General features: G+C 48.8%; 2 protein-coding genes. Both read left to right on the forward strand.

Annotation, left to right across the window (positions count from 1 at the left end):
* Positions 1-699 (forward strand): phosphopantetheine-binding protein (locus ACWGOO_RS22250; RefSeq protein WP_452486928.1); only part of this gene is annotated, 699 nt, incomplete at its 5' end.
* Between the two features lie 45 nt (positions 700-744).
* On the forward strand, positions 745-4,913 hold a 4,169-nt coding region (locus ACWGOO_RS22255), incomplete at its 3' end, for an amino acid adenylation domain-containing protein (RefSeq protein ID WP_452486930.1).

The raw sequence follows: 4,913 nt of genomic DNA on the forward strand, positions 1-4,913 counted from the left end.
ACGTGCAAAGCCGGAGGCGGGGAACGGGGGCAGTGGCTGAGAAGCGTGGCAGAACTGTGGAGCGGAGGTGTAAGCATCGGATGGGGAGCGTTACATGAGTCCCGGGTGCGTAACCGGGTAGAATTGCCAACGTATCCGTTTGAGCGTCAGCGCTATTGGATCGAACCTCGTTTGACTGTGTTTTCGAACACAGCATTATGTGGACCCGGCATAGGTCAGGTTCCTTTACACGGGGCTGCGGAGGAAATAGCACCGGTTGTGGAATCAGCAGAACAAATGTATCCACGTCCTCAACTAGCAACGCCTTTTAAGCCACCGGAGACTCCTTTGGAAGCCGGCCTAGTGGAGATTTGGAAGAAGATTCTTGGTATTGAACAAATCGGAATACAAGATGATTTTTTTGATTTGGGTGGGCATTCTCTTCTAATTGTACAAATGGTAGCGGAAATTAAGCGAACTATGGGCTTTGACATTGAGGTACCACGTTTTTTTGAATATCCATGCATCGCACATCTGGTTCTTCTAGTGCAGGAACAACAAACAACGGAGGGGCAAACGGATTTGGATTCACTGGGGATAGACGATTCTGCAGAGTTACTGGAGCGGGTGAACAGTATGACGGATGAAGAGATAGATACTTTACTGAAACGAATGGAAGCGGGGTCTGGCAAAGATGTCACGCTGTTCGAGTCCGAGTGATTTACATTTTAGTGTGAAGATGAATGGATAGGAAGTGGATAAAACATGGAGCTCAGTACGGAGGAAAAACGACTTCGGTTGATGCGCTTGCTGCAGGAACGGGAATTGCAACCCCGGCAATATCCCCTCAGCTTATCTCAGCAAAGATTGTGGTTTTTAGAACAGATGGCACCTGGAAATACATCTTACCTGATTGCAACAGCCATTCACATTGAAGGTGATTTCAGACTGGAGTTGTTTGAGCAGTGTATGCGATACCTTGTGCGACGGCACGAGAGTTTACGTACTCGGTTTCAGAACAGGAACGGTGGAGCAATACAGTATGTCGACCCACCAGCAGAAATCACTTGCTTTCCCATATGTGTAACAGATTTGAGTCAATGGGGGGAGATGGAGAAAGAAATGGAGATATCCCGGCTTCAACAGGTCGAAACGGAAACTCCATTTGACATAGCCCATGATCGGTTGATTCGTGCCCATTGGATCACGTTGGGCGAAAAAGAAGGGATTCTCCTGTTGACCATGCATCATCTAATCTCCGATGGTTGGTCTCTCGGGCTTCTCATCCGTGAAATCGAGGCCTGTTACCTAGCTTATGTTCACGAAGAAACACCCAAACTTGACTCTTTGCCTTTTACCTATGGAGAATATGTACATCGTCAGCGTCTTGCGTTGGCTGGAGATATCCTCAAACAACGACTAGCTTACTGGAAGGAGCAACTTCGCGACAATCCGCCTCAACTGGCATTGCCTGTCGACCGAATACGGCCAGCCACGCCGACGATGCGTGGCGGTACAGTTTCGCTTGAACTGCCGACGGAAATAGTCGAAGGGCTTAAGGGTTTGGCTAAAGGTAGGGGAGCGAGCGTCTTTATGGCGGCTCTCGCCGGATTTTATGCACTACTTGCCAAATATAGCGGTCAACATGATGTCGTACTAGGCTGTCCTGTCGCTAATCGCAACGAAAGTGGAACGGCGGGAGTGGTTGGTCTTTTTGTGAACACGGTTGCTCTGCGAGTGAACGTTTCAAGTAGTCTCAGCTTCCTGGAACTTCTCTCACAAGTAAAAAATACGATGGTCGAAGCGTTGGCTCATCAAGATATACCTTTTGAGAAGATCGTTGAAGAACTCCGTCCACAGCGTACTCTGGATGCCTCTCCGTTGTTTCAGGTTATGGTGGTTCAGACGGTACCATCGTCGTTGCCGGATCTTCCGGGGCTAAAGTTCTCCAAGGTGAGCAGTCTAGGAACTTCCTCCAAATTTGATATGACCTTATATGTGGAAGAAACAGAATCGGGTCTCTCAGTTTTGCTGGAATACAACAAGGATCTTTTTGACGCTGAAACGGTGGAAAGGCTACTGGGACATTATAGGACTATCTTGGCTGCTGCTGTTGCCAATCCGCATAGTTCAATCATTTATCTGCCGCTTATGACTTCAGAAGAGGAACGTCAGGTGCTGAATGACTGGCATTCCCCGGTAACCGTTGCCGAGGACGAAGAAAGCTCTCTTCTGGAGCTGTTTGACCGACAAGTCCAATCCAGTATGGATCGCACGGCCTTAATTGAGGACGGGCAATGTATTTCCTACGGGACGCTGAACCGTATGGCAAATCGGATTGCATGGAAACTTTTGTCATTCAATGTAGGACCGGAAGTATTGGTCGGCGTTTGCATGGAGCGGGGAATTGAGCGAACAGCCGTACTATTAGGTATTTTAAAAGCTGGAGGAGCTTATGTACCGCTTGATCCGGAGCATCCGACCGAGCGGATACGATTAATTCTAGAAAAAATAGCGCCTCCCGTAGTTGTGACCCAATCCTTTCTTGCATCCGGAATACCCACAGGAGATTACCACATTTTGAGTGTGGATTTGTTAGACCAACAGCCGGAGCATTATAACGAAAATCCTCCGGCTCCAAATGTCCACAGGGACAATGCAGCGTATGTCATTTATACCTCAGGGTCTACAGGAGACCCCAAAGGGGTTGTGGGTTTACATCGAGGAATACTAAACCGTCTTCGTTGGGGATGGGAAACATATCCATATTCTGCAGGCGAAGTTTGTTGCCATCAGGCCGCACTTACTTTTGTAGACGCGGTCGCCGAGACGTTTGCGCCGCTCCTGTGTGGTATCCCGGCGGTTATTTTGCCAAAGAAGGCTCTTCAAGACCCCCTGATTTTGGTGGATACCTTGGTGAAACACTCTATTTCACGCATAGTTATGGTTCCTTCTTTGCTGCGAGTTCTTCTCGAAACATGTGCCAAGCGAAAAGAGTATCTACATGATTTGCGCTACTGGTCTATCAGCGGAGAAACTCTCCCACAGATATTATGTGAGCGATTTTTCGAACTGCTGCCCGGGCGAACGTTAATCAACATTTATGGATCATCGGAAGTATCAGCAGATGCGACATTCCATGCCATGACATCCCCTCCTTCAGGGATCGGCGTTCCAATCGGACGACCACTTCGCAATATGCGGATTTGTCTATTAGATGAATGGCTTCGTCCGGTCCCTCTCGGGGTTGCTGGTGAAATCTGCATCGGAGGTGCTGGCTTGGCTCGGGGGTATCTCCATCATCCGGATTTAACAGCAGACCGATTTTTACGTTTTCCGCATGCCGAGGGCCCAGACGAACGCCTATACCGGACTGGGGATATCGGTAGATTGCGTCCAGACGGCACGCTTCTTTTTGAAGGCAGACGAGATCATCAAACCAAAATTCGCGGCATGCGTGTTGAACTGAGTGAAATTGAGTCGGTTCTTATCCGGCACCCGGCAGTTCGCAATGCCGTAGTCACTGCTATAGAGCAAAATAATAGAAACAAGCGCTTGATCGCCTATGTGGTGCAAGAAGGTGAACCATGTGACCCGGCAGAACTGCGCAAATTTTTAAGTGAATATCTGCCGGAGCATATGATTCCTGCAGTATATGTTCCTATGGACACTTTGCCTGTTACGGTAACAGGTAAGATTGACCGTAGGGCGCTCCCAAGTTGGACAGGAGCTTCTATTTCTGAAAAATATGTTTTTACCCCTCCAGTCACGGACATGGAACAACGCATAGCGGAGATATGGAAGAAGTCGCTACAAGTTGAGCGGGTAAGCGTACATGATAACTTTTTTGATTTAGGTGGGCATTCGCTGCTCTTGGTGGAGGTGAGAGACCGACTTCAGTCTGAAATATCAAGAGAATTAGGCATCGTTGAATTGTTTCAATTTCCAACTGTCTCCAAACTAGCGCGTTATTTGGTCGGGCAAAGCAACGAAGCCAATTCTCATTTCAGACAAAAGCCATGTATCCCAGAGGGAACAGCAGCCCCACTCGAGGGAACGAATGAAGTTGCGATCATAGGCATGGCTGGTCGATTCCCTTGCGCGGAAGGGATCGAAGCATTCTGGAGCAATTTGCTGCATGAAGAATGCGGCATTCGAAGCTTTTCGAAAGAGGAGTTGGAGAAGGCAGGAGTCCCTGAAAAAATGCGTGGTGACCGACATTTTGTGAATTTAGGAGGAGCCTTGGAAGGGATCGAGTTGTTTGACGCTGCATTTTTTGGATATACCCCGGGCGAAGCTGAATTTCTTGATCCACAGCACCGAGTGTTCTTGGAATGCGCTTGGGAAGCAATGGAACGGGCTGGTTATGCTCCTGGAGGAAGCGATGGCGCGATTGGGGTATACGCAGGCACTACTCAGAGCACTTATTTGTTGTGCTCACTTCTTCCACGCATGGACCCGGCAGACCCGACCAGTATGTTTGCGATGACTACAGCAAACCATGAGAATTATCTGGCAACTCGCGTGGCATACAAACTGGATTTTCATGGTCCGGGGATCACCATACAAACGGCTTGTTCGACGTCACTTGTCGCTGTACATACCGCCGTACAGGCTCTATTGACGGGTGAATGTGATATGGCACTAGCAGGGGGAGTTACGGTAAAAGTACCTCAAACGACAGGATATTTGTACCGGGAAGGTTCCATTGTATCGACGGATGGCTCATGTAAAGCCTTTGATTCGGAAGCAGACGGCACGGTTTTTGCCAATGGTGCAGGCGCTGTGATTCTCAAGCGTCTGAATGAAGCGCTACGTGATGGCGATACCATCCATGCCGTCATTAAAGGATCTGCCATTAACAATGATGGCGGACGAAAGGTAGGCTACACGGCTCCGAGTATTGGAGGACAGGCGGAAGTGATCCAGATGGC

Source organism: Paenibacillus sp. NPDC055715 (assembly GCF_053617595.1).